Origin of the sequence: Pseudomonas sp. C9-3 (genome assembly GCF_032392015.1) — a bacterium.
Classification (GTDB): Bacteria; Pseudomonadota; Gammaproteobacteria; order Pseudomonadales; family Pseudomonadaceae; genus Pseudomonas; species Pseudomonas nitroreducens.
The window spans coordinates 6,391,789-6,414,534 of the sequence record NZ_CP135919.1 but is presented as its reverse complement, the minus strand read 5'-3'; the positions used below and the strand labels follow the sequence as shown (position 1 = coordinate 6,414,534).

The 22,746-nt window shown below is 65.8% G+C and carries 20 protein-coding genes; 13 read left to right on the top strand and 7 right to left on the bottom strand.

Going from position 1 to position 22,746, the window contains the following annotated elements:
• Positions 1-66: 66 nt before the first annotated feature.
• The 4 genes from RS899_RS29435 to rpmE all read right to left on the bottom strand — a co-directional run bounded on the left by RS899_RS29435 (position 67) and on the right by rpmE (position 3,930).
• Positions 67-1,335: a malic enzyme-like NAD(P)-binding protein gene (locus RS899_RS29435; RefSeq protein WP_024766512.1), complete on the bottom strand. Its 1,269-nt coding sequence runs from the start codon at positions 1,333-1,335 to the stop codon at positions 67-69.
• Between the two features lie 103 nt (positions 1,336-1,438).
• Positions 1,439-2,890 carry a M48 family metalloprotease gene (locus RS899_RS29430; protein ID WP_037007575.1) on the bottom strand — a complete coding sequence of 484 codons (1,452 nt, stop codon included), beginning with the start codon at positions 2,888-2,890 and terminating at the stop codon, positions 1,439-1,441.
• Positions 2,887-3,690 (bottom strand): thermonuclease family protein, encoded by an 804-nt coding sequence (locus tag RS899_RS29425; protein ID WP_315808682.1) that lies wholly within the window; start codon positions 3,688-3,690, stop codon positions 2,887-2,889. Before RS899_RS29425 ends, RS899_RS29430 begins: the two co-directional genes overlap by 4 nt.
• A 24-nt stretch (positions 3,691-3,714) precedes the next feature.
• Positions 3,715-3,930, bottom strand: coding sequence for a 50S ribosomal protein L31 (rpmE, locus tag RS899_RS29420; protein WP_024766509.1), 216 nt, complete (start codon positions 3,928-3,930; stop codon positions 3,715-3,717).
• Positions 3,931-4,105: 175 nt separating this feature from the next.
• On the opposite strand from rpmE, the gene RS899_RS29415 reads away from it, so the two are divergent.
• The 10 genes from RS899_RS29415 (at position 4,106) to RS899_RS29370 (ending at position 17,699) form a co-directional block, all read left to right on the top strand.
• Positions 4,106-6,367 (top strand): primosomal protein N', encoded by a 2,262-nt coding sequence (locus tag RS899_RS29415; RefSeq protein WP_315808681.1) that lies wholly within the window; start codon positions 4,106-4,108, stop codon positions 6,365-6,367.
• 205 nt (positions 6,368-6,572) lie between these two features.
• A complete protein-coding gene (gene argS, locus RS899_RS29410; protein WP_037013402.1) occupies positions 6,573-8,312 on the top strand; it encodes an arginine--tRNA ligase in 1,740 nt (579 codons plus the stop codon).
• Positions 8,313-8,318: 6 nt separating this feature from the next.
• Positions 8,319-9,131, top strand: coding sequence for an SPOR domain-containing protein (locus RS899_RS29405; RefSeq protein WP_054907860.1), 813 nt, complete (start codon positions 8,319-8,321; stop codon positions 9,129-9,131).
• Positions 9,132-9,265: 134 nt separating this feature from the next.
• Positions 9,266-9,802: an ATP-dependent protease subunit HslV gene (hslV, locus tag RS899_RS29400; RefSeq protein WP_024766505.1), complete on the top strand. Its 537-nt coding sequence runs from the start codon at positions 9,266-9,268 to the stop codon at positions 9,800-9,802.
• A gap of 28 nt (positions 9,803-9,830) precedes the next feature.
• A complete protein-coding gene (hslU, locus tag RS899_RS29395; protein ID WP_315808680.1) occupies positions 9,831-11,171 on the top strand; it encodes an ATP-dependent protease ATPase subunit HslU in 1,341 nt (446 codons plus the stop codon).
• 93 nt (positions 11,172-11,264) lie between these two features.
• The gene (locus tag RS899_RS29390; RefSeq protein ID WP_054907859.1) at positions 11,265-11,636 is read left to right on the top strand and encodes a gamma-butyrobetaine hydroxylase-like domain-containing protein; all 372 of its coding nucleotides are present in this window, start codon (positions 11,265-11,267) and stop codon (positions 11,634-11,636) included.
• Positions 11,637-12,156: 520 nt separating this feature from the next.
• Complete coding sequence (phaC, locus tag RS899_RS29385; RefSeq protein ID WP_315808679.1) at positions 12,157-13,836, top strand: class II poly(R)-hydroxyalkanoic acid synthase; 1,680 nt, start codon at positions 12,157-12,159, stop codon at positions 13,834-13,836.
• Positions 13,833-14,837, top strand: coding sequence for a poly(3-hydroxyalkanoate) depolymerase (phaZ, locus tag RS899_RS29380; protein WP_226045854.1), 1,005 nt, complete (start codon positions 13,833-13,835; stop codon positions 14,835-14,837). The genes phaC (RS899_RS29385) and phaZ overlap by 4 nt, the downstream gene beginning before the upstream one ends.
• Before the next feature lie 331 nt (positions 14,838-15,168).
• The gene (gene phaC / locus RS899_RS29375; protein ID WP_315808678.1) at positions 15,169-16,851 is read left to right on the top strand and encodes a class II poly(R)-hydroxyalkanoic acid synthase; all 1,683 of its coding nucleotides are present in this window, start codon (positions 15,169-15,171) and stop codon (positions 16,849-16,851) included.
• A 233-nt stretch (positions 16,852-17,084) separates the two neighbouring features.
• Positions 17,085-17,699, top strand: a complete 615-nt coding sequence (locus RS899_RS29370; RefSeq protein ID WP_024766499.1) for a TetR/AcrR family transcriptional regulator — start codon at positions 17,085-17,087, stop codon at positions 17,697-17,699.
• Positions 17,700-17,777: 78 nt separating this feature from the next.
• Here RS899_RS29370 and RS899_RS29365 read toward each other — a convergent pair whose 3' ends face one another.
• From RS899_RS29365 to RS899_RS29355, 3 genes are all read right to left on the bottom strand, one after another.
• Entirely contained in the window at positions 17,778-18,716 is a 939-nt protein-coding gene (locus RS899_RS29365; RefSeq protein WP_054907856.1) for a phasin family protein, read from the bottom strand.
• Between the two features lie 10 nt (positions 18,717-18,726).
• Entirely contained in the window at positions 18,727-19,137 is a 411-nt protein-coding gene (locus RS899_RS29360) for a phasin family protein (RefSeq protein WP_054907855.1), read from the bottom strand.
• Positions 19,138-19,306: 169 nt separating this feature from the next.
• Positions 19,307-19,582: a polyhydroxyalkanoic acid system family protein gene (locus RS899_RS29355; RefSeq protein ID WP_024767449.1), complete on the bottom strand. Its 276-nt coding sequence runs from the start codon at positions 19,580-19,582 to the stop codon at positions 19,307-19,309.
• Between the two features lie 150 nt (positions 19,583-19,732).
• Between RS899_RS29355 and ubiE the strand changes: the two genes are divergently transcribed.
• Genes ubiE through ubiB form a run of 3 tightly spaced genes read left to right on the top strand, consistent with a single transcriptional unit; the run spans position 19,733 to position 22,742 of the window.
• A complete protein-coding gene (gene ubiE / locus RS899_RS29350) occupies positions 19,733-20,515 on the top strand; it encodes a bifunctional demethylmenaquinone methyltransferase/2-methoxy-6-polyprenyl-1,4-benzoquinol methylase UbiE (protein WP_054907853.1) in 783 nt (260 codons plus the stop codon).
• Positions 20,512-21,138 carry a ubiquinone biosynthesis accessory factor UbiJ gene (locus tag RS899_RS29345; protein WP_315810484.1) on the top strand — a complete coding sequence of 209 codons (627 nt, stop codon included), beginning with the start codon at positions 20,512-20,514 and terminating at the stop codon, positions 21,136-21,138. The genes ubiE and RS899_RS29345 overlap by 4 nt, the downstream gene beginning before the upstream one ends.
• On the top strand, positions 21,135-22,742 hold the full coding sequence (ubiB, locus tag RS899_RS29340; RefSeq protein ID WP_315808677.1) for a ubiquinone biosynthesis regulatory protein kinase UbiB: 1,608 nt from the start codon (positions 21,135-21,137) through the stop codon (positions 22,740-22,742). The genes RS899_RS29345 and ubiB overlap by 4 nt, the downstream gene beginning before the upstream one ends.
• Positions 22,743-22,746 lie beyond the last annotated feature (4 nt).

Below are 22,746 nucleotides of genomic sequence, written 5' to 3'. Positions count from 1 at the left end.
CTCTTCGTTTCACTCATCGGAAAAAGAAAAACCCCGCCGAGGCGGGGTTCTCCAGGTCAAACGGAATCAGCCTTTGAAGACGTCTTCCACCGACTGCAGCGGGTAGTGCTTCGGATACGGCAGGGTCGCCACGCCGGTCTCGATGGCGGCCTTGGCCACGGCATCGGAAACGATGGTGATCAGGCGCTTGTCCATCGGCTTCGGAATGATGTACTCGCGGCCGAATTCCAGGGCGGTCACACCGTAGGCGTCGCACACGTCCTTGGGTACCGGCAGCTTGGCCAGGTCACGCAGGGCCAGGGCAGCAGCGATCTTCATTTCTTCGTTGATGCGGGTGGCGCGCACGTCCAGGGCACCGCGGAAGATGAAGGGGAAGCCGAGCACGTTGTTGACCTGGTTCGGGTAGTCCGAACGGCCGGTGGCCATGATCACGTCGTTGCGGGTGGCGTGGGCCAGTTCCGGCTTGATTTCCGGGTCCGGGTTCGAGCAGGCGAAGACGATCGGGTTCGGCGCCATGCGCTGGAGGTCTTCGGCACTGAGCAGGTTGGCGCCGGACAGGCCAACGAACACGTCGGCGCCTTCCAGGGCGTCGGACAGGGTGCGTTTGTCGGTCTCGGTGGCGAACACCGCCTTGTACTGGTTCAGATCGTTACGGCCGGCGTGGATCACGCCCTGGCGGTCGATCATGTAGATGTTCTCAACCTTGGCGCCCATGCTCACCAGCAGCTTCATGCAGGAGATGGCGGCAGCGCCGGCGCCGAGGCAGACGATCTTCGCGGTTTCCAGCTTCTTGCCGGCGATTTCCAAGGCGTTGAGCATGCCGGCGGCGGTCACGATGGCGGTGCCGTGCTGGTCATCGTGGAACACCGGGATGTCGCACTGTTCGATCAGGGCGCGCTCGATCTCGAAGCACTCGGGTGCCTTGATGTCTTCCAGGTTGATGCCGCCGAAGGTGATGGAGATGCGCTTGACGGTATCGATGAAGGCCTGCGGGCTCTCGGCGTCGACTTCGATGTCGAATACGTCGACACCGGCGAAGCGCTTGAACAGGACGCCCTTGCCTTCCATGACCGGCTTGGAAGCCAGCGGGCCGAGGTTGCCCAGGCCGAGGATGGCGGTGCCGTCGGAAATGACCGCGACCAGGTTGCCCTTGCCGGTGTACTTGAAGGCGAGCTCGGGGTCACGCGCGATTTCGCGGACCGGCTCGGCGACACCCGGGCTGTACGCCAGCGACAGGTCGCGGGCGGTCACGGTCGGCTTGGTCAGCTCGACGCTCAGTTTTCCGGGGCGGGGTTGGGCGTGATATTCGAGGGCAGCGGTCTTGAGATCAGACATTTGGGCACTTCCGCTTTTGTTGCTTGTTGGACAGACGGGGGACCGAGCATACGCAGAAAGGCTGCACCTGCCAAGGTAGCCCAGGCCCCAGCTGTCAAGACCTCTAGCGTACGACTTTCAGCCAGTCGCCCGGTTTTGGCTGACCAGTTGGATACAAGTCATTCAATAAACGTATACGATTTATCGAGTCAGATTCCGGACCGGTTTCTGCCTTCGCGAACTGCTCGACAGTCTGCCCGGATTTGACCTGAACGACGGCGATCCGGCGCGGTTGCGCGAGTTTCTGCTCGTCGGCACGCATGGGTCGGAAGCTGCGGATAACCTGCATGAAGTGATCGTCCTCACTCTCCAGCGAGGCGCGACCTTTGACCACACCGATGAACAGGTAGGCATGGTCCTTCTGGTAGACCACGGCCGCACGACGCGCCGGATTGCCGGGAACCACGCCAGTGGCAACGTCGAGGCCGTTCTGCTGGAAGCTTTCTTCGTTCGATAACCGCCCGCCAGCCCCCTTGCGCAGGTATTCCGCCGGAGTCAGCTGGCCATCGCGCGGTACCAGCTTCATGCCGATGTAGGCCTGCTGGTCGGCGGTGTAGCCCACCAGCGCGGTCGGCTGGTTGAGGATGCCCCAGCCGGCCGGGTAGGTCAGGGTGAAGTCCAGTTCCGAGTGGTAGAAGCTCTGCCCGCGGCGCACGCCGCTGGCGGCGGAATCGCCGAAGGGCATGCCGTCGATGGCTTTCAGGTAGCGCTCGGCAGCGACTTCGCGCTGGCCACTGCCGGCCAGGGCCTGGGCCGGGCCGAGGACCTGCTTGAGGCGCTCATCGTTGTCCGGGTGGGTGTCGAACAGCCCGTGGTAGCCGACCGGCTGGGCCGCCTGGCCCTTGCGCGCCGCCTCGTCGCGGGCGAAGTCTTCCTGGTTCTTCAGCACCCGCACCACCTGGATCATGGCGGTCGGGTCGTAGCCGGCGCGGGCCAGGTACTTGGCGCCCAGGCCGTCGGCCTCCAGCTCCATGTCGCGGCCATAGCCACGCACGAAGGCGGTGCCGAGCACGTTGGTGAGGTCGGCGGCAGCGCCGACACCGGTGCCGAGGGCCACGGCCTGGCCGAGGATGCTCCAGGCGCTGGACTGGCTCTGCTGCTTGACGCTATGCCGCGCGGTCACGTGGCCGACCTCGTGGCCGAGCACGGCGGCCAGTTCCGCCTCCGAGCCCAGATACGCCATCAGCCCGCGGTGGATATAGATGTAGCCGCCGGGCAGGGCGAAGGCGTTGATGTCAGGGGTGTCGATGACCGTGAAGTGATACTGCAGCTGCGGCCGGTCGCCGGCGCGTGCAACCCGCTCGCCAACCTGCTGGACGTAGGCCTGCAGCTTGGCATCCTCATAGCGCGGGTACTGCTTGGCGATTTCCTGGCTGTACTTCTGGCCCATCTCCAGCTCGCTCTGCTCGCTCATCATCACGAAGTCAGACTTGCCGGTGGCCGGATTGGTGGCGCAACCGCCGAGGACGCTCAGCAGCGCCAGCAACACCAGGATTCCGAACGAGCGCACGCTCATGGCAATACCTCCATCATCGCCGGGTCGGTTACAGGCAGCATCCAGCGCGCCTGTCCGGTTTTCACTCCACCGCGCTCGGAACGGTCGATGACCCAGCCGCGCGCTTCTATTTGTCGACCCTTCAGCTCACGCAGGGTTGCATCGTCGAACTGCTTCACGAGGCGCGGCTGGATACGCAGCACCAGCGGGCCATCGAGATCGATCCACAGGCCGCCGCGGTTGCGTTGAACCTGCTCCACCCTACCGCGCACCACCGCAAAGCCGCTGTCCTGAAGTTGCTGCGCCGTCTGCACCGGGGACTTTTTCCACAGCCCCAGCTTGGCGCTGCGCGCCTCGCGCTCGGCGGCGCGCTGGCAGGCGGTGAGATCAGTGTTGGGGGCGATAGCTACAAGGTAGCCCAGGCCTTCGGCGAGCAGGCGTGATTCGAGGTTGTTGCCACGGGCGTCATAGGCGTGGGCCAGCGTGCGGCCGTACTTGTCCTTGCCCTGCCGACCGGTAACCAGGCCGACTTCACCGTCATTGGCCGCCACCAGGTCCTGCAGGCGGCGCTGGGCGGCGACGGCAAAGGGCTCTTCGGAGCGACCTTGGTGGGCCAGTTCCGGCGCATTCACGCCGATCAGTCGGACACTGCGGCCGTCGGCCAGCTTCAGCGTGTCACCGTCCACCACCCGTGCCACGCGTACCGTTTCCGCTGACGAAGGCTTCGGGCAGGCGGCGGCGCTGGCGTCCAGGGAAAAAAGGACAGCCATAAAAAAGGCGCCCACAAGGGACGCCTTTTTCGAGATGCCGTAAAAAACCATGAAGGTTCTTTCCGGAAATCGATCTTACTTCTTGCCGCCGAACATGGCGAAGCGCTGGTTGAAGCGATCGATACGGCCGCCGGTGTCCAGGACTTTCTGCTTGCCAGTGTAGAACGGGTGGCATTCGGAGCAGACGTCCAGGTGGATGCCTTTGCACAGGGTCGAACGAGTTTTGATCACGTTGCCGCAGCTGCAGGTGGCTTCGATGTCTTCGTACGCGGGATGGATTTCCGGTTTCATGGTCTCTTCCTCTCAGTGGTGTGCCGCCACCCAGTCTCTGGCAGAAGCCGAGCCACGGTCATCAAGGACCGCGGGCGGGATCTTTTACCGGGCACCGCACGGAAATTAAGGGCGTGGATCATACCAGAGAACGCTTTCAACGCAAGATCAGGCATGACCGACCGTCGCATTGCCCATGCTACCATCCAGCGCTCCCAGCCGCCCCGGAATCCGTCGCGTGCCCACACCCGCCATCCTGCGTCTCGCCCTGCCCTCGCCGCTGCGCCGCCTGTTCGACTACCTGCCTCCGCGCGGGGTCGACGTAACGCGCCTGCAGCCGGGCGTGCGTCTGCGCGTGCCGTTCGGCCGGCGGGAGATGGTCGGTGTGCTGGTGGAACAGGTGGAAACCTCCGACGTGCCGGCGGACAAGCTGCGCCCGGCCCTGGCCGTGCTCGACCGCGAGCCGCCGATGCCCGCGCACCTGCTGGAGTTGTGCCGCTGGACGGCGCAGTACTACCAGCACAGCCTGGGCGACACCTTCTCCTGGGCGCTGCCCAACCTGCTGCGCCAGGGCGATCCGGCCGAAGCACGCCAGCAGCGCTTCTGGCACGCCGAACCCGGCGCCCGCGAGGAAGACCCGCGCCTGGCCCGCGCGCCGCGCCAGCGCGAGACGCTGAAGATCCTCAAGCAGCATCCACACGGTGTTGCCCACGACCTGCTCAGCCAGTTGCAGATCAACAAGGACAGCCTCGACCTGCTGCAGGAAAAAGGCCTGGTCACCCTGGAAGTGCGCGAGCACAGCGTGCCACCGCACCATGGCCCGTGGCTGGCGCAGGCGGAACTGCCGCTCAACGCCGAGCAACGTGCCGCCTTCGAAGCCGTACGCGCCGGCTTCGGCAGCTTCCACAGCTTCCTCCTGGCAGGCGTCACCGGCAGCGGCAAGACCGAGGTCTACCTGCAACTGATCCGTGAAACCCTGGAGGCCGGCAAACAGGCACTGGTGCTGATCCCCGAGATCAACCTCGGCCCGCAGACCCTGAGCCGCTTCGAGCGCCGCTTCAACGCGCGAATCGCCCTGCTGCATTCGGCGCTGACCGACCGGGAGCGGCTGGACGCCTGGCTGGCGGCTCGCGACGGCGAGGCGGACATCATCATCGGCACCCGCTCGGCACTGTTCACCCCGCTGAAGAATCCGGGGCTGATCATCATCGACGAGGAACACGACGCTTCCTATAAACAGCAGGAAGGCCTGCGCTACCACGCCCGCGACCTCGCCATGGTGCGCGCGCGACTGGAGAACGTGCCGATCCTGCTGGGCTCCGCCACGCCGGCGCTGGAAAGCCTGCACAACGCCCAGAGCGGCCGCTACGGCCTGCTACGCCTGACCCAGCGGGCCGGCGGCGCGCACCAGCCGAAGTTCCACCGCCTGGACGTGAAGAGCCTGCCGCTGGATTCCGGTATCTCCATGCCGTTGCAGCGCTCGATCAAGGAAACCCTGGCCGCCGGTCAGCAGGTGCTGGTCTACCTGAACCGCCGTGGCTTCGCCCCAACCCTGCTGTGCCACGACTGCGGCTGGATCAGCCAGTGCCCGCGCTGCGATGCCCGGATGACCGTGCACCAGGGCAGCGGCGAACTGCGCTGCCACCACTGCGACCACCGCGAGCGGCCGCCGCGCAACTGCCCGAAATGCGGCACCGTGGACCTGCGCCCGGTCGGCGCCGGCACCGAGCGCGCCGAGGAGCGCCTGCGCATTCTCTTCCCGGACTACCCGGTGCTGCGTATCGACCGCGACAGCACCTCGCGCAAGCACGCCATGCGCGACCTGTTCGCCACCATCAACAAGGGCGAGCCGTGCATCCTGGTCGGCACGCAGATGCTCGCCAAGGGGCACCACTTCCCGCGGGTCACCCTGGTGGCGATCCTCGATGCCGATGGCGGGCTGTTCTCCGCCGACTTCCGCGCCAGCGAGCGCATGGCCCAGCAGATTGTCCAGGTCGCCGGCCGCGCCGGGCGCGCCGAGGAACCGGGCCGCGTACTGATCCAGACCCATCTGGCCGACCACCCGCTGCTGGTACAACTCACCGAGCAGGGTTACTTCGCCTTCGCCGAGCAGGCCCTCACCGAGCGCCGCTCCGCCGGCCTGCCGCCCTTCTCGCACCTGGCGCTGCTACGCGCCGAGGCGCACAAGCCAGGGCAGGCCGAAGGTTTCCTCGACGAGGCCTGCGCCGAGGCCGAGCGCCTGCAGGCCGCCCTGGGCCACGACGTCGAACTGCTCGGCCCGGTACCGGCGCCCATGGAGCGTCGCGCCGGCCGCTATCGCGCCCAGCTGCTGCTGATGAGCACGGCCCGCGCACCGCTGCACCGTCTTCTCACCCCCTGGCTGCAGACGCTAGAGGGCATGCCCAGCGGGCGCCAGGTACGCTGGTCGCTGGATGTCGACCCGATCGATCTGTTCTGACGACCCTCTTTTATTCCCAAGAACCCGTCCGCCGAGCCGGAACCGTCCTACATTGACTTCCATCAGCCGCGACGGATGGCACAGCGGCGAGACTGAACTCGGAGCGCTCTGCGGTTGGCAAGCCATGCCCAGCCACGGATAATGCGCGGTTCTGAGCCCGATAACCGGTCGCGCGCGCCGGATGCACGCGAGCACGGAGAAAACCATGAAAGACACGATTCGCCACCTGATCCAGCAAGCCCTTGTCAGCCTCACCGAAGACGGCACCCTGCCGGCCGGCCTGACGCCCGACATCCAGGTGGAGAACACCAAGGACCGAACCCACGGTGACTTCGCCAGCAACATCGCCATGATGCTGGCCAAGCCCGCCGGCATGAAGCCGCGCGACCTGGCCACCAAGCTGGTCGAGGCGCTGCCGCAGAGCCCGGAAGTGGCCAAGGTCGAGATCGCCGGCCCCGGCTTCCTGAACTTCTTCCAGGACCAGGCCTGGCTCGCCGCCAGCCTCGACAAGGCCCTGGCCGACGAACGCATCGGCGTGCGCAAGGCCGGCCCCGCGCAGCGCGTGGTGGTGGACCTGTCCTCGCCGAACCTGGCGAAGGAAATGCACGTCGGCCACCTGCGCTCGACCATCATCGGCGACGGCGTCAGCCGCGTGCTGGAGTTCCTCGGCGACACGGTAATCCGCCAGAACCACGTGGGCGACTGGGGCACCCAGTTCGGCATGCTGCTGGCCTACCTGGAAGAACAACCGGTGGACGCCCAGGCCGAACTGCACGACCTGGAGGTCTTCTACCGCGCGGCCAAGCAACGCTTCGACGAGTCCCCCGAGTTCGCCAACCGCGCCCGTGAGCTGGTGGTGAAACTGCAGGCCAACGATCCCAAGTGCATGGCCCTGTGGACCCGCTTCAACGACATTTCCCTGTCGCACTGCCAGAAGGTCTACGACCTGCTGGGCGTGAAGCTGACCATGGCCGACGTGAAGGGCGAGAGCGCCTACAACGACGACCTTGCGCAAGTGGTCGCCGACCTGACCGCCAAGGGCCTGCTGGTCGAGAGCGACGGCGCCCTGTGCGTGTTCCTCGACGAGTTCAAGAACGCCGAAGGCGAGCCGCTGCCGGTGATCGTGCAGAAGGCCGGCGGCGGCTACCTCTATGCCACCACCGACCTGGCTGCCATGCGCTACCGCCACAAGGTGCTGCACGCCGACCGCGTGCTGTACTTCGTCGACCAGCGCCAGGCCCTGCATTTCCAGCAGGTGTTCGAAGTCGCCCGCCGCGCCGGCTTTGTTCCGGCCAGCATGGACCTGGAGCACATGGGCTTCGGCACCATGAACGGCGCTGACGGCAAGCCGTTCAAGACCCGCGACGGCGGCACCGTGAAACTGATCGACCTGCTGATCGAAGCCGAGGAGCGCGCCTACACCCTGGTGAAGGCCAAGAACCCCGACTTCAGCGAGCAGGACCTGCGCCAGATCGCCCACGCCGTTGGCATCGGTGCGGTGAAATACGCCGACCTGTCCAAGCACCGCACCAGCGACTACAGCTTCAACTTCGACCTGATGCTGAGCTTCGAGGGCAACACCGCGCCGTACCTGCTGTATGCGTACACCCGCGTAGCGAGCATCTTCCGCAAGCTGGGCAAGGGTTATGACGAAGTGGGCGGCAAGATCGTCCTGCAGCAACCGCAGGAAATCGCCCTGGCCGCTCAGCTGGCGCAGTTCACCGACCTGCTCAACAACGTGGCGATCAAGGGTGTGCCGCACATCCTCTGCGCCTACCTGTACGAGCTGGCCGGCCTGTTCTCCAGCTTCTACGAGCACTGCCCGATCCTCACCGCCGAAGACCCGGCGCAACAGGAAAGCCGACTGCGCCTTGCCGCGCTGACCGGCCGTACCCTCAAGCAGGGCCTGGAGTTGCTGGGCCTGGAAACCCTGGAGCGCATGTAAGCACCCATGGCGAAGAAGAAACCCGCTCCCAAGCGCGGCGCCAGCCGCTACCAGGCCCCGGCCAAGAAGAGTTCGGTCCCCGGCTGGGTATGGCTGGTGGCCGGCCTGGCCATCGGCGGCTTCATCATGTTCCTGATGAAGCTGGAGCCGGGTCGCAACGACGTCAAACGCGAGAAGGCGGAGGCGCCCAAGGCCGTAGTCGGATCCAACAAGCCGTCCGGCACTGTGCAGCCGCAACAGCCGGCCGCGCCGACCGGGGTGAAGCCCAAGTACGACTTCTACACCCTGCTGCCGGGCTCGGAAGTCGCCGTGCCGCCAGAGGCCGTGCCGCCACCGGCCAAGCCGACTCCGCCGCCGACCGTGGTCGCCACCAAGGAAGAAGCCGAGAAGATCGACACCCAGCGTGCCCTGACCGCCCTGAGCGGCCAGACTCCGCCACCGCCCGCAGTGGTCAAGCCGGCAACCCCCGCGACGCCGCCAGCGACCCAGGTCGCGACCGCGCAGAAGCAGGCGCTGCCGCAGGCTCCGGCCAGCGATACGGCGCCAGCCAAGCCGACACCGCCGCCGGCCGTGGCCGCCACGCAGTACTACCTGCAGGCCGGCTCGTTCCGTAAGCAGACCGACGCCGACCACCTGCGCGCGCAGATCATCATGATGGGCCAGAACGCCCGCGTGGAGTCCGGTACGGTACGCGACGAAACCTGGTACCGCGTCATGGTCGGCCCCTACGGCGACCGCGCCAAGGCCTCCGCCGCGCAGAAGCAACTGGCCGGCAACGGCTTCAGCAACCTGCTGTTACAGCAGCGCCAGACCCGCTGATTCCAAGGCCCGCACCGACGAGTGGCGCGTGAAATGCGCACTGCTCGTCCGGTGCAGGACTTGAACCCCGCCTTCCTAGTCCCCATCTGACTCTGCATTCGGGCACATCGCCCCGCTAGTGTGGAGTAAGACCCTTGACCACCATCGTATCTGTCCGCCGTAACGGCAAAGTCGTCATGGGCGGCGACGGCCAGGTTTCCCTGGGCAACACCGTGATGAAAGGCAACGCGAAGAAAGTCCGCCGCCTGTACCACGGTGAAGTACTGGCCGGCTTCGCCGGCGCCACCGCCGATGCCTTCACCCTCTTCGAACGCTTCGAGCAGCAGCTGGAAAAACACCAGGGCCACCTGGTGCGCGCTGCCGTCGAGCTGGCCAAGGACTGGCGTACCGACCGCTCCCTGAGCCGCCTGGAAGCCATGCTGGCCGTGGCCAACAAGGACGCATCCCTGATCATCACCGGCAACGGTGACGTGGTCGAACCCGAGCATGGCCTGATTGCCATGGGCTCCGGTGGCGGCTTCGCCCAGGCGGCCGCCATGGCGCTGCTGCAGAAAGCCAACGACGAGATGAGCGCCCGCGAGATCGCCGAGACCGCCCTGAACATCGCCGGCTCGATCTGCGTGTTCACCAACCAGAATCTGACCCTTGAGGAGCTCGACAGCGCCATCTAAGCGCTGTCGTTCCGGAGTAGCCCGTCAAATGTCCATGACTCCCCGCGAGATCGTCCACGAACTCAACCGCCACATCATCGGCCAGGACGACGCCAAGCGCGCCGTCGCCATCGCCCTGCGCAACCGCTGGCGGCGCATGCAGCTGCCGACCGAACTGCGCGCCGAAGTGACGCCGAAGAACATCCTGATGATCGGCCCGACCGGCGTCGGCAAGACCGAGATCGCCCGTCGCCTGGCCAAGCTGGCCAACGCGCCGTTCATCAAGGTGGAAGCGACCAAGTTCACCGAGGTCGGCTACGTCGGCCGTGACGTCGAGTCGATCATCCGCGACCTCGCCGATGCCGCGATCAAGATGCTCCGCGAGCAGGAAGTGCAGAAGGTCAAGTACCGCGCCGAAGACGCCGCCGAAGAGCGCATCCTCGACGCCCTGCTGCCGCCGGCGCGTACCGCCGGTTTCGGTGACGAGCCGGCCCGCGAGGACTCCAACACCCGCCAGCTGTTCCGCAAGCGCCTGCGCGAAGGCCAGCTGGACGACAAGGAAATCGACATCGAGGTCGCCGACATTCCTTCGGGCGTGGAAATCATGGCTCCGCCCGGCATGGAGGAGATGACCAACCAGCTGCAGAGCCTGTTCTCCAACATGGGCAAGGGCAAGCGCAAGAGCCGCAAGATGAAGGTCGCCGAGGCCATGAAGCTGATCCGCGACGAGGAAGCGCAGCGCCTGGTCAATGAAGAAGACCTCAAGGCTCGCGCCCTGGAAGCGGTGGAGCAGAACGGCATCGTCTTCATCGACGAGATCGACAAGATCGCCAAGCGCGGCAACGTCGGCGGCGCCGATGTGTCCCGCGAGGGCGTACAGCGCGACCTGCTGCCGCTGATCGAAGGCTGCACCGTGAACACCAAGCTGGGCATGGTGAAGACCGACCACATCCTGTTCATCGCCTCGGGCGCGTTCCACCTCTCCAAGCCCAGCGACCTGGTGCCGGAACTGCAGGGCCGCCTGCCGATCCGCGTCGAACTGAAAGCCCTGAGCCCGAGCGACTTCGAGCGCATCCTCAGCGAGCCGCACGCGTCGCTGACCGAGCAGTACACCGCGCTGCTGAAGACCGAAGGCCTGGACATCGAGTTCGCCGCCGACGGCATCAAGCGCCTCGCGGAGATCGCCTTCCAGGTCAACGAGAAGACCGAGAACATCGGTGCGCGCCGCCTGCACACCCTGCTCGAACGTCTGCTCGAGGAAGTGTCGTTCGATGCCGCGGACCTGGCCAGCGAGCACAGCGGCAAGGCCATCGTGATCGACGCGGCCTACGTCAACGGCCACCTGGGCGAACTGGCCCAGGACGAGGACCTGTCGCGCTACATCCTGTAAGCGGATCGACGCCACAGCGACGGGGCGCCTCAGGGCGCCCCGTTGGTTTTCCGCCGGCGCTACAATGCCGATATCGCCGTCCAGGAGCCGTCCATGCGCATCCCAACCGCCATCAAGCTGCACAAGGCCTCGAAGAAGCTCTCGCTGACCTATGGCGACCAGTCCTACGACCTGCCTGCCGAGTTCCTGCGTGTGCACTCGCCGTCGGCGGAGGTACAGGGCCACGGCAATCCGGTGCTGCAGGTGGGCAAGCTGAATGTCGGCCTGAGCAACCTGGAGCCTGCCGGGCAGTACGCACTCAAGCTGACCTTCGATGACGGCCACGACAGCGGCCTGTTCACCTGGGATTACCTGTACGAGCTATGCGTGCGCCACGACGAGATGTGGGCCGACTACCTGGCGCAACTGGAGAAGGCCGGCAAGTCGCGCGACCCGTCGGAGTCCGTGGTCAAGCTGATGCTGTAAGGCTTCCGCCATCGCACATCGTTGCCTGCAGGAGCGAGGGGGACGCCTGGTCCTTGCTCGCGAATAGCCCCGCTGCGGAATCGGTTCGCGAGCAAGCTCGCTCCGATAGGTCGTTCGCCCCGCTCCCGCTCCATTCTTCGCACCAACCTTCGTCGGGCAATCGCCCAGGGCACGCCATTTGCAACATTTCTCCGGCAGACTGCTGTTCGCGTGGCCGCCGTCAGGGAGTTGGCGAGATGCCCCCGCTCTAGGGCGCGTTTTCTAACTTTTCCCGACATACTCCGAGGAGAAGGCCCACGCTGCACCAGCTTGCGCGGCGAAGGAAACTCGGGTAACCAAGGCAGTGCAATGTACGGAGTTACAGTGCACAGAGCGTGGTCTCCTGAACTTCCAGTGATGCCGCCAAGTAGATGAATCGCGTGGAGCTGTCTCCACGTTCCGCAACCCCGAGCAGTACTTGGCCTCATGTCACGAAGGTGAGCCCCGCCAGTATGCGTCTCAGGACAATGGAGCGTCGCCGATGACCCAGAAGAACAACAGCGATCTACCCCAGCAAGCCGCGGAAAACACCCTTGCCCTGAACCCGGTGATCGGGATTCGCGGCAAGGATCTGCTCACCTCTGCCCGCATGGTGCTGCTGCAAGCGATCAAGCAGCCCTTCCACAGCGCCAAGCACGTGACCCACTTCGGCCTCGAGCTGAAGAACGTGCTGCTCGGCAAGTCCGAACTGAAGCCGTCGGACGACGACCGCCGTTTCAACGACCCGGCCTGGAGCCAGAACCCGCTCTATCGCCGCTACCTGCAGACCTACCTGGCCTGGCGCAAGGAGCTGCACACCTGGATGGGCGAGAGCGACCTGTCGCCCCAGGACATCAGCCGCGGCCAGTTCGTCATCAACCTGATGACCGAGGCCATGGCACCGACCAACACGCTGTCCAACCCGGCAGCGGTCAAGCGCTTCTTCGAGACTGGCGGCAAGAGCCTGCTCGACGGTCTCACCCACCTGGCCAAGGACCTGGTGAACAATGGCGGCATGCCCAGCCAAGTGAACATGGACGCCTTCGAGGTCGGCAAGAACCTGGCCGTGACCGAAGGCGCCGTGGTGTTCCGCAACGACGTGCTGGAGCTGATCCAGTACAAGCCGATCACCGAGAGCGTGCACGAGCGCCCCCTGCTGGTGGTGCCGCCGCAGATCAACAAGTTCTACGTCTTCGACCTGTCGCCGGAGAAGAGCCTGGCGCGCTTCAGCCTGCGCAACCAGATCCAGACCTTCATCGTCAGCTGGCGCAACCCGACCAAGGCGCAGCGCGAGTGGGGCCTGACCACCTACATCGAGGCGCTCAAGGAAGCCATCGACGTGGTGCTGAAGATCACTGGCAGCAAGGACCTGAACATGCTCGGGGCCTGCTCCGGCGGCATCACCACCGTCACTCTGCTGGGCCACTACGCGGCGCTGGGCGAGAACAAGGTGCACGCCTTTACCCAGATGGTCAGCGTGCTCGACTTCGAGCTGGACACCCAGGTTGCCCTGTTCGCTGACGAGAAGACCCTGGAAACCGCCAAGCGCCGCTCGTACCAGTCCGGTGTGCTGGAAGGCAAGGACATGGCCAAGGTGTTCGCCTGGATGCGCCCCAACGACCTGATCTGGAACTACTGGGTCAACAACTACCTGCTGGGCAACGAGCCGCCGGCCTTCGACATCCTGTTCTGGAACAACGACACCACGCGCCTGCCGGCCGCGCTGCACGGCGAGCTGGTGGAGATGTTCAAGACCAACCCGCTGACCCGACCCGGCGCGCTGGAAGTCTCCGGCACGCCGATCGACCTCAAGCAGGTCACCTGCGATTTCTACTGCGTGGCCGGCCTGTCCGACCACATCACGCCGTGGGAGGCCTGCTACCGCTCCGCCCGCCTGCTGGGCGGCAAGTGCGAATTCATCCTGTCCAACAGCGGGCACATCCAGAGCATCCTCAACCCGCCGGGCAACCCCAAGGCACGCTTCATGACCGGCCCTGACCTCTCCGTCGACTCCAAGACCTGGCAGGAAAACTCCAGCAAGCACGCCGACTCCTGGTGGCTGCACTGGCAACAATGGCTGGCCGAGCGCGCAGGCAAGCTGAAAAAGGCACCGTCCGTCCTGGGCAACAAGGCCCACCCGGCTGGCGAAGCCTCCCCCGGAACCTACGTACACGAACGATGAAAACAGAACTCCTCCCGCAAGCCGGCGCCGTGGACGACGCCAACTCCCCAGAATCGTCGACGGCCGTGGAAGTGGCCGCGCCGACGAGCCGGCGCGCACGCAGCAAACGCAGCGGCGAGGAGATCCTGCCGAGCAAGGCGCCGGCGGCGCAGCCCTTCGAGTTCCGCACCATCGAACTCGACGGGCAGACCATCCGCACCGCCGTGCGCCCGGGCAAGAAACACATGACGCCGCTGCTGATCTTCAACGGCATCGGCGCCAACCTCGAACTGGTGTTCCCCTTCGTCGCCGCGCTGGACCCGGACCTGGAGGTGATCGCCTTCGACGTCCCCGGCGTCGGCGGCTCGTCCACGCCCAGCACGCCGTACCGTTTCCCCGGCCTGGCCAAGCTGGCCGCGCGGATGCTCGATTACCTGGATTACGGCCAGGTGACCGCCATCGGCGTGTCCTGGGGCGGCGCCCTGGCGCAGCAGTTCGCCCATGACTATCCCGAGCGCTGCAAGAAGCTGATCCTCGCCGCCACTGCCGCTGGCGCGGTGATGGTGCCGGGCAAGCCCAAGGTGCTCTGGCGCATGGCCAGCCCGCGGCGCTACATCCAGCCGTCCTACGGTGTGCACATCGCGCCGGACATCTACGGCGGCGCCTTCCGCCGCGATCCCAAGCTGGCCATGGCCTTCGCCAGCAAGGTCCGCTCGTCCGGCAAGATGGGCTACTACTGGCAGCTGTTCGCCGGCCTCGGCTGGACCAGCATCCACTGGCTGCACAAGATCCGCCAGCCGACGCTGATCCTCGCCGGCGACGACGACCCGATCATCCCGCTGATCAACATGCGCATGCTGGCCTGGCGCATCCCCAACGCCGAGCTCCACGTGATCGACGACGGCCACCTGTTCCTGGTGACCCGCGCGGAAACCGTGGCGCCGATCATCATGAAGTTCCTCCAGGAGGAACGGCAGCGCGCCGTCATCCACCCCCGGCCATTCACTCCCAAGGCCAGCTGACGCATCACAGCTTCGTCATAGTTCGAGGTCATCCTGCCTTGACCGATCGCTGCGCAGGCACTTTTTTTAAAGAGCCGAACAACAAACAGGCGTGTTCACGGGTATCGACACGTAGCGCCTGAATCGGGACCGCGCTGCGGCCACTCTCACCGGTGTCCGCAGGGCAACCCGACTGCTGATCCGCTGCCCTGTTTTCGGGCAGTTTCCTCTCGCGTCGATACCCGTGCACATCCCTCGAACCGGCGACAAGCGTCTGGAACGGGCTCCTCGCGAGTCCGGTACAGCCCTTGCTTCGCCTTTGGCAGGTCGGACCCTTTACGGAGTGCTGTTCATGCGAGAGAAAGCTGAGCCTGGTAGCGTCCCCGTTCCCACCCAATACATGAATGCGCAGAGCGCGATGGTCGGCCTGCGCGGCAAGGACATGCTGTCCACCCTGCGCATGCTGGCGCTGCAGGGCGTGCGCCAGCCGATGCATTCGGCGAAGCACCTGGCAGCGTTCGGCAGGCAGGTGGGCAAGGTGCTGATCGGCGACTCGCCGCTGCAACCCAACCCGCAGGACGCGCGCTTCCAGGACCCGTCCTGGCGGCTGAACCCGCTTTACCGGCGTACCGTGCAGGCCTACCTGGCCTGGCAGAAGCAGTTGCTCGCATGGGTCGACGAGAGCGACCTGAAGCCCGACGACCGCGCCCGCGCCCGGTTCCTGCTGTCGATCCTGTCCGACGCCGCCTCGCCGTCCAACACGCTGCTCAACCCCCTGGCGGTGAAGGAGCTGTTCAATACCGGCGGCCAGAGCGTCCTCAAGGGCGTGCAGCATCTGCTGGACGACCTGATGCACAACGGCGGCATGCCCAGCCAGGTCAACCGCAACGCCTTCGAGATCGGCCAGAACCTGGCCACCACTCACGGTGCCGTGGTGTTCCGCAACGAAGTGCTGGAGCTGATCCAGTACAAGCCGATGGGCGAGCACCTGCATGCCAAGCCGCTGCTGATCGTGCCGCCGCAGATCAACAAGTTCTACATCTTCGACTTGTCGCCGGAGAAGAGCTTCGTCCAGTACGCCCTGAAGAATAACCTGCAGGTATTCATGGTCAGCTGGCGCAACCCCGATGCGCGTCACCGCGAATGGGGGCTGTCGACCTACGTCACGGCGCTGGATGAAGCCATCGAGGCGTGCCGCTCCATCAGCGGCAGCCGCAGCGTGAACCTGATGGGCGCCTGCTCCGGCGGCCTGACCATCGCGGCCCTGCAGGGCCACCTGCAGGCGCGCCGGCAACTGCGCAAGATTGCCAGCGCGACCTACCTGGTCAGCCTGCTGGACAGCCAGGTGGAAACGCCCGCCGCGCTGTTCGCCGACGAACAGACCCTGGAGAGCAGCAAGCGCCGCTCCTACCAGCACGGCGTTCTGGACGGCCGTGACATGGCCAAGGTGTTCGCCTGGATGCGGCCCAACGACCTGATCTGGAACTACTGGGTCAACAACTACCTGCTGGGCAAGCAGCCGCCGGCCTTCGACATCCTCTACTGGAACAACGACAACACCCGCCTGCCCGCCGCACTGCACGGGGACTTCCTCGACTTCTTCAAGCACAACCCGCTGGCTCGCCCCGGCGCCATGGAGGTCAACGGCAGCGCCATCGACCTGAAGAAAGTGGCGGTGGACAACTTCCACGTCGCCGGCATCACCGACCACATTACCCCGTGGGACGCGGTATATCGCTCGGCTCAACTGCTGGGCGGCGACAGCCGTTTCGTGCTCTCCAACAGCGGGCATATCCAGAGCATCCTCAACCCGCCTGGCAACCCCAAGGCCTGCTATTTCGAGAACGGCAAGATCAGTTCCGACCCGCGCGCCTGGTACTACGACACCAAACGCCAGGAAGGCAGCTGGTGGCCGCTGTGGCTGGAGTGGATCCAGCAGCGCTCGGGCGAGCGCCGCCCGGTGAGCTTCGAGCTGGGCAACGCCGAATACCCGCCCAAGGAGGCCGCGCCGGGGACGTACGTACACGTGCGCTGAGCGCGGCAACCCGATACGGGTTGCCCGCCCCGTCCGCACCACTGGCACTGTACTGCTTCCGTAGGAGCGAGCTTGCTCGCGAATTACCTGATGCCGTGTGCGCCCGACGATGTTCGCGAGCCAGCTCGCTCCTACAGGTCAGTCAACACCCCGAAAGTTGGTGTGCCGGCAATTGCGGGCCGCCGCTAATCGAAGCTATCGTCGGCCCCACTGCAGTTGGAACAAGTACACGGATGAAAACGCGCGACCGGATTCTCGAATGCGCCCTGCAGCTGTTCAACGAGCAGGGCGAGCCCAACGTTTCAACCCTGGAGATCGCCACCGAACTGGGCATCAGCCCCGGCAATCTCTATTACCACTTCCACGGCAAGGAGCCGCTGGTGCTCGCGCTGTTCGAGCGCTTCCAGGACGAACTGGCGCCGCTGCTCGACCCGCCCGAGGACGTGCGGCTGGGTGCCGAAGACTACTGGCTGTTCCTGCACCTGATCGTCGAGCGCCTGGCGCACTACCGCTTCCTCTTCCAGGACCTCTCCAACCTCTCCGGAAAGCTGCCCAAACTGGCCCGCGGCATGCGCGCCTGGCTCAACCAGCTCAAGCGCACACTGGCCACCTTGCTGGCGCAACTCAAGGCGCAGGACGAACTGCTCAGCGATACCGAGGCCCTCGGCCAACTGGTCGAGCAGATCACCCTGACACTGCTGTTCTCGCTGGATTACCAGCGCATCCTCGGCCACGAGGGCGATGTCCGCCACGTGGTGTTCCAGGTGATGATGCTGGTGGCGCCGCACCTGCGCCCCGACTCGCAGCTGATCGCCGAGCGCCTCGCCAAGCGCTACCTCGCCCCCTGAATTTTCCCCGCAAGCTTTTCCCTTGGGAGAATGAAAACGCCCGGTACGAGGCCGGGCGTGGGTGTTGCAGCAGACCGATCAGGCCTGGGACGACGGCGTCGCCGGAGCGGCAGCGGACGGCGTCACGGCCGGCGCGGCGGCAGGGGCCGACGGTGCCGGGGTGGCGGCCGGAGCGGTTGCCGGCTTCGGAGCAGCCGGCTTGGCGGCGGCCTTGGGTGCAGCAGGTTTCTTCACGGCGGGCTTCTTCGCCGCGGCCGGCTTGGCTGCAGGTTTCGCAGCGGCAGGCTTGGCGGCAGCAGCCGGTTTCGCAGCGGGCTTGGCTGCCGGCTTCGCAGCGGCTTTCGCAGCAGCGGGCTTGGCAGCAGGCTTGGCCGCGGCCTTGGCAGCCGGTTTCGCGGCAGGCTTGGCAGCGGGTTTGGCGGCAGCCTTGGCAGCCGGCTTCGCAGCGGTTTTCGCGGCGGGCTTGGCGGCCGGTTTGGCAGCAGGCTTCGCGGCAGCCTTGGCCGCCGGCTTGGACGCGGCGGTCTTCACAGCGGGTTTCGCGGCCGGTTTGGCGGCTGCTTTCGCTGCGGGTTTGGCGGCGGCCTTGGCGGCCGGTTTGGCGGTCTTTACGCTGACGCCGGTGAGTTTCTCGATCTGCTTGGTGAGGCTGTCGACCTTGCTGTGCAGGTCCTTCACTTCACGGCTGCTCGGTACGCCCAGGCGCGAAATCGCGCTGTTCAGGCGCTTGTCGAAGGCCTCTTCCAGCTCGCCCCACTTGCCGATCGCGGCGCCCTTGACGGCATCGACGCGCGCCTTCGCGGAACGGGTGGAAGTCTTCACCGCACCCTCGACTTCGGTCTTGGCCAGTTTCTCAGCCTTCTCGCCGTCCTTGACCAGGGTCTCGAACACCTTGCTGCCGTCCTTGCTGACCTTCGAGTAGGCCCCCAAGCCAGCCAGCCAGATCTGCCGCGAGTATTTCTCGATCTCGCCGATCCAACTGGACTCTTTTTTATCGGTAGTTTTTTTGCCAGCCATCCTGCTCTCCTTATTGGGTTCTCGCGACACGCTCGAGCACTGCGCTCAGCTCATCCAGCTTAGCAGAGAGCGCCTCCACATCACGCCTGGAGGGAATTCCGATTCGATTGAGGGCGGAGGCGACACGCGCATCGAACGCTTCTTCGATCCTGTCGAAGTTGAGCTTGGCTTTGACGCTGTGCAGGCGACCCTTGACGCTGTCGTTGGCGGCGTCGATCTGGGTGCTCACCAGGTCACGGCCTTTCTTCTCCACGGACTCGCCGGACTTCACCAGTTCCTTGAAGTATTCGCTGCCTTCCTGGCCCACCTTGGCGTAGGTGCCCAGGCCCGCGAGCCAGATCTGCCGCGCGTAGTGCTTGGCATCGGAGTAGAGGGAGGATTCGAGTTCTACGACTTTCTTCTTGCTGACAGCCTTGGCCATGGTGGCACCTCACAGGGTTCTGATTCGATGATGTCGAACAGCTGCCCGCGAAAGGCGGGACTGTGGGCCAAGGTATCGGGGAAAATTAGAAAACACATACCAGGCTTTGCAGGAAAGCCGCCGCCGCCCGAAAGCGGCTTGGCCCCGCCGGGAGCGGGGCCGAAAGGTATCAGGCCAGCGCCTTGTCCAGCGCGCGCTCGATCTCGCCCTTGAGCAGGCCGCCCATGGCCGAGAGCATCAGGCCCAGCTTCACGTCGACCGCGACCTTGTCCGCGCCCACTTCGATGCGCCCGTCCACGCCGCTGCGCTTGAACAGCAGGGTGTCGCCCTGCCACTCGCTGCTCACGCCGTGCTCGCGGCCGAGCTTGTCGGCGAGCTTCTCCGCCTTGGCGCGAGCGGCTTCGAGGCCGAGGGAGTGGGAACGTTCGACGTGGATACGGGACATGCTGGAACTCCGCGAGTGACTGACTTTCCAGATGATACGCGCCGCGCCGTATCGCCGCACCCCGGCGCCCCTCTTGCGGCGGCGAGCGGGGCGGCGTTTTCTCCGCATCCTGTTAGAATGCCCGCCACTGACTTCCAGGGTAGAAACGCCATGAGCGAACCGCGCAAGCCCCAAGCCGGCCAGGACAGCGCCGATCCCACCACGCACTTCGGCTACAAGACCGTGCGCGAGAGCGAGAAGGCCGAGAAGGTCGCCGAGGTGTTCCACTCGGTCGCCGCCAAGTACGACCTGATGAACGACCTGATGTCCGGCGGCGTCCACCGTCTGTGGAAGCGCTTCACCATCGAGCTGTCCGGCGTGCGCGCCGGCAACCGGGTGCTGGACATCGCCGGCGGCACCGGCGACCTGACCCGCCAGTTCTCCCGCCTGGTCGGCCCGACCGGCGAAGTGGTGCTGGCCGACATCAACGCCTCGATGCTCAAGGTCGGCCGCGACAAGCTGCTCGACAGCGGCGTCGCCGGCAACGTCAACTTCGTTCAGGCCGACGCCGAGAAGCTGCCGTTCCCCGACAATTATTTCGACGCGGTAACCATCGCCTTCGGCCTGCGCAACGTCACCCACAAGGACGAAGCCATCCGCTCCATGCTGCGGGTGCTCAAGCCCGGCGGCCGCCTGCTCGTGCTGGAGTTCTCCAAGCCCACCAGCAGCCTGCTGTCCAAGGCGTACGACGCGTACTCCTTCACCCTGCTGCCGCTGATGGGCAAGCTGGTGACCAACGATGCCGAGAGCTACCGCTACCTGGCCGAATCGATCCGCATGCACCCCGACCAGGAAACGCTGAAGTCGATGATGGTGGAGGCCGGCTTCGACCGCGTCACCTACCACAACATGACCGGCGGCGTGGTCGCCCTGCACCGCGGCATCAAGCCCTGATGACCCTGCTCCTGCAGGCCGCCCTGGCCAGCGCCGAAGCCACCGTCAACCGCGTGCTGCGGCTCGATGACGTGGCGCTGAAGCGCCTTGGCCGGCTCGCCGGCAAGGTGCTGGAAGTGGACTGCCAGGCGCCCGCGCTCAGGCTGTTCATCCTGCCCGACGCCGACGGCCTGCACCTCGCCGCGCACCACGAGGCGCAGGCCGACTGCACCCTCGTCGCGCCGGCCGGCAGCCTGCTGCAACTGGCGCTGGCCAAGGACAAGACCCGCGTCCTGCACAGCCCTGAAGTGACCATGGGCGGCGACAGCGCGATGCTGCTGGAGCTGGCCGATATCCTCCAGAGCCTGGAGCTGGACTGGGAATATGAAGTCTCCCGCTGGCTCGGCCCGGTGCCCGCGCACCTACTCGGCGCGCGCCTGCGCGGCGGCATGGCCTGGGCCGGCGACAGCCTGGAAAGCCTGCGCCTGAGCCTCGCCGACTACCTCGCCGAGGAGAGCCGCAGCCTGGTCGGCCAGCACGAAGCCGAAGCACGCTTCGCCGAGCTGGACCAGTTGAAGATGTCCCTCGACCGCCTCGACGCGCGGATCACCCGCCTGACCCAGAAGATCAAACCCGACGCATGAAGCTGCTCGCCTTCCGCCGCCTGCTGCGCATCCAGCGCGTAGCCATCCGCTACCGCCTGGACGACATGGTCCTCGAACTGCCCTTCCTGCCGTGGTGGCTGCGCCTGCTGGGCGGTTTGCTGCCCTGGCGCTGGCTGCCGCGCAAACCGCTGGAGCTCAGCCGGGGCGCGCGCATCCGGCTGGCGCTGGAAGACCTCGGGCCGATCTTCATCAAGTTCGGCCAGATACTCTCCACCCGCCGCGATCTGTTGCCCGACGACATCGCCCTGGAGCTGGCCTTCCTCCAGGACAAGGTGCCGCCCTTCCCGCCGGAACAGGCCGTGGCACTCATCGAGCAGCAGCTCAGCGCGAAGATCGAGCAGGTGTTCTCCCGCTTCGAGCGCGAACCGCTGGCCTCCGCCTCGGTGGCGCAGGTGCACACCGCGCAGCTGAAATCCGGCGAGGACGTGGTGGTGAAGGTCATCCGCCCGAACCTCGAACCGGTAATCCGCTCCGACATCGCCTGGCTGCACATCCTCGCCCGCACCGCCGAGCGCATCTCCGCCGACGCCCGCCGCCTGCACCCGGCCGAAGTGGTCAGCGACTACGAGAAGACCATCTACGACGAGTTGGACCTGCTGCGCGAAGCGGCCAACTCCTCGCAGCTGCGGCGCAACTTCGAAGGCTCGCCGCTGCTTTACGTACCCCAGGTCTACTGGGACTGGTGCCGCCCCAAGGTGCTGGTGATGGAGCGCATCTACGGCATTCCGGTAACCGACCTCGAGACCCTGCGCGACCAGCGCACCGACTTCAAGGCGCTGGCCGAACGTGGCGTGGAGATCTTCTTCACCCAGGTGTTCCGCGACAGCTTCTTCCACGCCGACATGCACCCCGGCAACATCTTCGTCAGCACCCGCACGCCGTGGAGTCCGCAATACATCGCGGTGGACTGCGGCATCGTCGGCAGCCTCACCGACGAAGACCAGGACTACCTGGCGCGCAACCTGATCGCCTTCTTCAAGCGCGACTACCGCAAGGTCGCCCAGTTGCACATCGACTCGGGCTGGGTGCCGGCGGAAACCAAGGTCAATGATTTCGAGGCGGCGATCCGCACCGTGTGCGAGCCGATCTTCGAGAAGCCGCTCAAGGACATCTCCTTCGGCCAGGTGCTGCTGCGCCTGTTCCAGACCGCGCGGCGCTTCAACATGGAAGTGCAGCCGCAGCTGGTACTGCTGCAGAAGACCCTGCTGAACATCGAAGGCCTGGGCCGCCAGCTCTACCCGGAGCTGGACCTGTGGACCACCGCGCAGCCCTTCCTGGAGCGCTGGATGCGTGATCGCGTCAGCCCCGGCACCCTGCTGCGCAACGCCCAGCAGCACATCGAACAACTGCCGCACCTGGCGCAGATGACCCGCGATACGCTGGAGCGCCTGTCCCGCGAGCCGCAGCCCGAAGCACGCCTGACCGGCACCCAGGCCGGCATGGCCAGCGCCTGGCCGGCGCGACTGATTGGCGCGGTGCTGGTCGCCGGCGCCGCAGAAACCGGCCTCGCCACCCACAGCCTCGCGGCCTGGCCAGCCTGGGCGATGCTGGCCGGTGGTCTGTATCTGATTCTGCGCCGATAGCCAG

Excerpts from the sequence above, each read along its gene's own strand:
- RS899_RS29390 (WP_054907859.1), top strand. The coding sequence starts at position 11,265 with ATGCGCATCCCAACCGCCATCAAGCTGCACAAGGCCTCGAAGAAGCTC.
- RS899_RS29370 (WP_024766499.1), top strand. The coding sequence starts at position 17,085 with ATGAAAACGCGCGACCGGATTCTCGAATGCGCCCTGCAGCTGTTCAAC.
- argS (WP_037013402.1), top strand. The coding sequence starts at position 6,573 with ATGAAAGACACGATTCGCCACCTGATCCAGCAAGCCCTTGTCAGCCTC.
- RS899_RS29365 (WP_054907856.1), bottom strand. The coding sequence starts at position 18,716 with ATGGCTGGCAAAAAAACTACCGATAAAAAAGAGTCCAGTTGGATCGGC.
- RS899_RS29415 (WP_315808681.1), top strand. The coding sequence starts at position 4,106 with ATGCTACCATCCAGCGCTCCCAGCCGCCCCGGAATCCGTCGCGTGCCC.
- RS899_RS29355 (WP_024767449.1), bottom strand. The coding sequence starts at position 19,582 with ATGTCCCGTATCCACGTCGAACGTTCCCACTCCCTCGGCCTCGAAGCC.
- phaC (WP_315808678.1), top strand. The coding sequence starts at position 15,169 with ATGCGAGAGAAAGCTGAGCCTGGTAGCGTCCCCGTTCCCACCCAATAC.
- RS899_RS29360 (WP_054907855.1), bottom strand. The coding sequence starts at position 19,137 with ATGGCCAAGGCTGTCAGCAAGAAGAAAGTCGTAGAACTCGAATCCTCC.
- phaC (WP_315808679.1), top strand. The coding sequence starts at position 12,157 with ATGACCCAGAAGAACAACAGCGATCTACCCCAGCAAGCCGCGGAAAAC.
- hslU (WP_315808680.1), top strand. The coding sequence starts at position 9,831 with ATGTCCATGACTCCCCGCGAGATCGTCCACGAACTCAACCGCCACATC.
- RS899_RS29435 (WP_024766512.1), bottom strand. The coding sequence starts at position 1,335 with ATGTCTGATCTCAAGACCGCTGCCCTCGAATATCACGCCCAACCCCGC.
- RS899_RS29430 (WP_037007575.1), bottom strand. The coding sequence starts at position 2,890 with ATGAGCGTGCGCTCGTTCGGAATCCTGGTGTTGCTGGCGCTGCTGAGC.
- RS899_RS29425 (WP_315808682.1), bottom strand. The coding sequence starts at position 3,690 with ATGGTTTTTTACGGCATCTCGAAAAAGGCGTCCCTTGTGGGCGCCTTT.
- ubiE (WP_054907853.1), top strand. The coding sequence starts at position 19,733 with ATGAGCGAACCGCGCAAGCCCCAAGCCGGCCAGGACAGCGCCGATCCC.
- rpmE (WP_024766509.1), bottom strand. The coding sequence starts at position 3,930 with ATGAAACCGGAAATCCATCCCGCGTACGAAGACATCGAAGCCACCTGC.
- ubiB (WP_315808677.1), top strand. The coding sequence starts at position 21,135 with ATGAAGCTGCTCGCCTTCCGCCGCCTGCTGCGCATCCAGCGCGTAGCC.
- phaZ (WP_226045854.1), top strand. The coding sequence starts at position 13,833 with ATGAAAACAGAACTCCTCCCGCAAGCCGGCGCCGTGGACGACGCCAAC.
- RS899_RS29405 (WP_054907860.1), top strand. The coding sequence starts at position 8,319 with ATGGCGAAGAAGAAACCCGCTCCCAAGCGCGGCGCCAGCCGCTACCAG.